This window comes from Enterovirga sp. (assembly GCF_028290205.1).
In the GTDB taxonomy this organism is placed as follows: Bacteria; Pseudomonadota; Alphaproteobacteria; order Rhizobiales; family Beijerinckiaceae; genus Enterovirga.
In genome coordinates, this window is the sequence record NZ_JAQGKF010000007.1 from 1 (window position 1) to 5,263 (window position 5,263).

Sequence of the window (5,263 nt, forward strand, 5' to 3'; positions counted from 1 at the left end):
GGCGGCCGCCGCCGCCCGCAACCCGGCCGCCCCGCCGGCCGCGCGCGTTCAGGCCGGCCGCATCGCGGCCGCCATGGCGATCCTGATTCTGCTGCTGTTCTCGAAGAACGCCTACACGGCCGCCTTCACGTCCTACTACACCTTCTACCTGATCGAGCGGTTCGGGGTCTCCGTGCAGGCCTCCCAGCTGATGCTGTTTCTGTTTCTCGTGGTCGGGGCGGGCGGCGTCATCGTGGGCGGCATGGTGGGCGACCGGATCGGGCGCGACCGCGTGATCTGGCTGTCGATCCTCGGGCCGCTGCCCTTTGCGCTGCTGCTGCCCCATGCCGACCTGTTCTGGACCGGCGTGCTCAGCGTCCTTGTGAGCTTCATCATGGCGGGCGCGTTCGCGTCCATCCTGATCTACGCCATCGACCTCGTGCCGCACCGCGTCGGCCTGGTCGGCGGGCTGTTCTACGGCCTCGCCTTCGGCCTCGGCGGCATCGCGGCGGCGGGTCTCGGGGCCCTCGCCGACCGGATCGGCATTGTCGAGGTGTTCCGACTCACCGCCTGGCTGCCCGCCGCCGGGCTGCTGACCTTCCTTCTGCCGTCGACCCGGCCGGAGCGCTGAGGCGCGGCGCGCGCCTCAATAGTGGATCACGCCCGGCTCGCCACCGCCGGCGGCGATCGATTCGCCCGTGATCGCCAGGGACAGGGGCGAGGCCAGAAAGGCCACCACCGGGCCGAGATCGTCGGCCTCGATCAGCCGCCCGATCGTGTTGCCGGAGGCCATGCGGCGCTCGATCTCCTCCACGGCCACGCCCTGGGCCTCGGCCAGCCGGCGCTGCACGCCGGGCGTCTTCTCCGTGCGGGTCAGGCCCGGGTGGAGGCAGGTCACGTTGATGCCGTTGCGGCCGAGTTCGTCGGCCAGGTTTTTGGTCAGGGCCGCGACCGCGACGTTGCGGATGCTGCCCACGATGGAGCCCGTCCGGCGCGCCGCGAGCCCGCTGACATTGATGATGCGGCCCCAGCCCTGCGCCTTCATGTGCGGAGCGACCGCCCGGGCCATGCGCAGGTAGCCGACGACCTTCACGTTCACGTCGTCCCAGAAATACTGATCCGTCACCTCCGCCAGCGCCGGCGGCCGGCTCTGGCCGGCCGGCTGGGCGGCGCAATTGACCAGAATGTCGATGCGTCCGAAGGCGTCCATGATGGCCGCCACGGCGGCCTGGACCTCCGCGTCCGAGCCGGTATCGGCCGCGAAGAAGCGCACCTCACGGCCCGTGGCGCCGGCGATCTCGCCGCAGGCCCTCGCCCCGATCTCCGGATCGCGCGAGACCACCGCGATGTCCACGCCCTCGCGGGCCAGCGCGGCGGCCGCGCTTTTGCCGATGCCGCGGCTGCCGCCCGTGACCACGGCGACCTTTCCGGCAAGCTGCAGATCCATCCCCGTCCCCCGCTCGCGTTTCCTCCACGGGTTTAGCGGAGAGCCCGGTCGGCAGCCATGCCGGCCGAACCGCTGGCCGCCGCCGCCGTTGTCTGCCGACAGGAGAACGGTCATGGCCGCCAAGATCTCCGGATTCGCCGGGTTGGCGCTCGCGGCCCTGGCCGCCGCGCCCGGCTCGGCGCAGCCCCGGCCCGACATGACGGAGCTTCAGGCCCGCACGGCCGAGATCGCGCACAGCTACCTGCGCTCCTGGTCGCTGGAAAGCGACGGGGCCGCTTCCGCCGTGCCGTTCACCTACGGGCCGACCGTGCGGTTCTACGGCCAGACGCTGACCCAGGCGCAGCTCGCCGACGCCAAGCGCCGCATGGTCCGGCTCTGGCCCGTCCGCCGCTACCAGCACCGGCCCGGCACGCTGAAGGTGACCTGCAACGCGGCGCAGCTGCGCTGCGGCGCGCAATCCACCATCGATTACGAGGTCCGCAATCCCGCCCGCGGCACCGCCGCCCGTGGGTCGACCACGCTGGATCTGGGCGTCAGCTTCGCCGGGCCGCGGCCGGTGATCCTGTACGAGAGCGGCCGCGTGCGGGGGCGCGACCCGAGCGCCTGAGGGCCGCTTCGGGGCGCGGGCGGGTCGCAAACCTCCGCCGCCGCAGGTTGCGGCGGGGGCGCCCACCGGAAAGCCGGTTGCCATCTTGCCGGCCGGCCCCCGGCCCGCATAGTGAGCGGGATGAGTGCGACGCTGACCACGCAAACACCGGCGCCGGGTGGCCTCGCGCCCTCGGCCTGGACGGACGGGCTCGCCCGCCTGGTCTTCCGGATCCTGCTCGTGGCGGCCTACGCCATCATCTTCGCCCCGATGGTCACGGTGGCGATCGTGTCCGTGTTCGATCAGGAGATCGTCAGCGTGCCGCCGCCCGGCCTCACGCTGAAATGGTACACCAATGCCTGGCTGCAGCGGGATTTCGCTCGCGGCTTCGTGACCTCGCTGCAGATCGCGCTCCTGGCCAGCGCCATTGGCGTGCCGGTCGGCACGGCGGCGGCCCTCGCCATTGCCCGCGGCCGCTTTCCGGGACGCGAGGTCCTGAACACCTTTCTGCTGGCCCCGCTCGCCGTGCCGGCGATCGTGGCCGGATCGGCGCTCTACCTCTATTTCGTGGCCGCCGAGAACCTGTTCGACCAGGACATCAAGGGCACGCTCGGCGGGCTCGTCCTGGCCAACGTGCTCCTGACCATTCCCTGGACGGTGCGGCTGGTGGGCGCGAGCCTCGCCGGGCTCGACCGCTCCGCGGAGGAGGCGGCCAGCAATCTCGGCGCCCCGCCGGCGACCGTGTTCCGGCGCATCACCCTGCCAATGATGCGGCCCGGCATCGTGGCCGCCTCGCTGTTCTCCTTTGTGGCGAGTTTCGAGAACCTCGAACTCAACCTGCTCCTGGTCGGGCCGGGCCGCACCACCCTGCCGGTCGCCATGCTGAGCTATCTCGAATTCCGCATGGACCCGACGCTCGCGGCCGTCGCGACCGTGCAGATCGCCGCCATCGGGGCCATGATGCTGATCACCGACCGCTTCGTGAAACTGTCTCGGGTGGTCTGATGGGAACCCTCAAGCTCGACGGCCTGAACAAGCGCTACGGCGCGTCGACCGCGGTGGAGCGGGTCGACCTGGACGTCGCCGAGGGCGAGTTCGTGTCGCTGCTCGGCCCCTCGGGCTGCGGCAAGACCACGACGCTCCGGATGGTGGCGGGGTTCATCGAGCCCAGCGCCGGCCGGGTGCTGATCGCCGGCCGGGATGTCACGACGGCGCCGCCTTATGCGCGCAACACCGGCATGGTGTTCCAATCCTACGCGCTGTTTCCGCATATGAGCGTCGGCCAAAACGTCGGTTTCGGGCTGGAGATGCGGAAGGTCGGCCGCGCCGAGCGTGACACGCGGGTCCGCGAGGCGCTGCGGCTGGTGCAGCTCGAACACCTGGCGGAGCGCCTGCCGCGCGAGCTCTCGGGAGGCCAGCAGCAGCGCGTCGCCCTGGCCCGTGCCCTGGTCATCAACCCGGCGGTCTTCCTGCTCGACGAGCCCCTGTCGAATCTCGACGCCAAGCTGCGGGCCGAGGTCCGGCTCGAGATCCGCGAGCTGCAGCAGCGGCTCGGCCTCACCACCCTGTTCGTCACGCACGATCAGGACGAGGCGCTGGCCATGTCCGACCGGCTCGTGGTGCTGGAAAACGGCCGCGTGCAGCAGGTCGGCTCGGCCGAGGACCTGTATGAGCGCCCAGCCAACGCCTTCGTGGCCGGGTTCGTGGGCCGCTGCAATCTCCTGGCCGGGACCCTCGAAGGTCAGGGCCGGTTCCGGCTGGACAAGGGCGCGCTGGTGCCCTGCGCGCCTGACGCCATCGCCGGCACGCTGCTGGCGCTGCGGCCCGAGCGCGTCGCGATCACGCCGGCCGAGGGAGCCGGCGACCTCGTCGGCACTGTCAGGTCGGTGACCTATCTGGGCGCCCAGACCGAGTACCACGTGGATCTCGACGGGACCGGCATCCTGGCCGTTCGGCCGACGCCCCCGGCGCACGATCCGCTGCGGCGACTTGCATCCGGTGACCGGGCAGCGCTCCATTGGGAGCCGGCCGCCGCGCGCCTTCTGGCAGACGACCCTCTCGACAGGAGCTCCCCATGACGATGTCCCGTCGCACCACTCTCGCCGGCGGTGCCGCCGCCGCGCTCGCCCTCGGATCGGGCCTGCGACCTGCCCACGCACAGGCCGGCCAGCTCGTCGTCGGAACCTGGGGCGGCGATTACGGCTCGCTGCTCACGTCCACCATCGACCAGCCGCTGATGAAGCCGCAGGGCATTGAGGTGTCGCAGGACATCGCCAACAACGACCCGCGCCGCACCAAGCTCATGGCGGAGAAGGGGTCGCGCCGCTCCAGCATGGACGTGGCCTGCATCAACGACATCGACTCCTTCGCCCTGAGCCAGGCCGGCATCCTGGAGGATGTCCCGGCCGCCTCCGTGCCGCGCCTCAATGCCGTGCTGCCGGTGTTCCGCAAGCCGCACTCCATCCCGCACATCTATTCGGCCATGGTTGTCCTGTACAACCCGAACAAGGTCACCACGCCGCCCAAGAGCTATGCTGATCTGTTCGACCCCAAATACAAGGGTCGGGTCGGCTATTCGGACATCCTCTATACGTTCAACATGGCGGCCGCGAACATCGCGGCCGGCGGCAAGCCTGACGACTACACGGCCGGCAACAAGCTGCTGATGGAGCTGAAGTCCCGCGACCCCAAGGTGTACCCGTCGAACGAGGCGCTCGCCGCGGCGCTGAAATCGGAAGAGGTGTGGCTGTCCACCATGTGGCTGGCGCGCGGCTTCATGTGGAAGAAGGCCGGCATCCCGATCAGCTGGGCGGTGCCGGAGGAGGGCGCCATCCCGATCCTGTTCGAGGCCGCCGTGCCGAAGAACTCCCGGGTCAAGGAGAGCGCCTGGAAGTATCTGGACGCGATGCTGGACCCGCGGGCCCAGGTCGCCTTCGCGGACAAGATGGGCTACGTGCCGACCGTCCGGGACGCCAAGCTGCCGGACGATCTCGCTAAGGAGATCAGCCTCAGCGAGGCCCAGCAGGCGAAGCTCCGGCCGCTCGATTACGCCTACATCCAGCGCGAGCGCGGCCCCATCCTCGATTTCTGGACGAAGGAGTTCAAGGCCTGACCACGCGCTACACCGCGCGCTCGTCCTGCCGAGGGACGCCGGCTTGCCCCGCGGGGCCGGCCGGCCGGGGCGCTGAACACCCGACCATGGCGGGGCGCGTCTGCCGCCCCGCCCGTCCGCTCGCGCGCGCCCCCGGCAC

General features: G+C 70.8%; 6 protein-coding genes. 5 read left to right on the top strand and 1 reads right to left on the bottom strand.

Features of this window, described 5'->3' with window-relative positions:
• Positions 1-610, top strand: a 610-nt coding sequence (locus JWR86_RS00480; protein ID WP_299559177.1) for an MFS transporter, incomplete at its 5' end; no start/stop codon positions are given.
• Between the two features lie 15 nt (positions 611-625).
• Here JWR86_RS00480 and JWR86_RS00485 read toward each other — a convergent pair.
• On the bottom strand, positions 626-1,426 hold the full coding sequence (locus JWR86_RS00485; protein ID WP_299559180.1) for an SDR family NAD(P)-dependent oxidoreductase: 801 nt from the start codon (positions 1,424-1,426) through the stop codon (positions 626-628).
• A gap of 112 nt (positions 1,427-1,538) precedes the next feature.
• Between JWR86_RS00485 and JWR86_RS00490 the strand changes: the two genes are divergently transcribed.
• The 4 genes from JWR86_RS00490 to JWR86_RS00505 all read left to right on the top strand — a co-directional run bounded on the left by JWR86_RS00490 (position 1,539) and on the right by JWR86_RS00505 (position 5,124).
• Positions 1,539-2,033: a hypothetical protein gene (locus JWR86_RS00490; protein ID WP_299559183.1), complete on the top strand. Its 495-nt coding sequence runs from the start codon at positions 1,539-1,541 to the stop codon at positions 2,031-2,033.
• A 120-nt stretch (positions 2,034-2,153) separates the two neighbouring features.
• On the top strand, positions 2,154-3,017 hold the full coding sequence (locus JWR86_RS00495) for an ABC transporter permease (RefSeq protein WP_299559185.1): 864 nt from the start codon (positions 2,154-2,156) through the stop codon (positions 3,015-3,017).
• Positions 3,017-4,090 carry an ABC transporter ATP-binding protein gene (locus JWR86_RS00500; protein WP_299559188.1) on the top strand — a complete coding sequence of 358 codons (1,074 nt, stop codon included), beginning with the start codon at positions 3,017-3,019 and terminating at the stop codon, positions 4,088-4,090. Before JWR86_RS00495 ends, JWR86_RS00500 begins: the two co-directional genes overlap by 1 nt.
• Complete coding sequence (locus JWR86_RS00505; RefSeq protein ID WP_299559191.1) at positions 4,087-5,124, top strand: extracellular solute-binding protein; 1,038 nt, start codon at positions 4,087-4,089, stop codon at positions 5,122-5,124. The genes JWR86_RS00500 and JWR86_RS00505 overlap by 4 nt, the downstream gene beginning before the upstream one ends.
• Positions 5,125-5,263 lie beyond the last annotated feature (139 nt).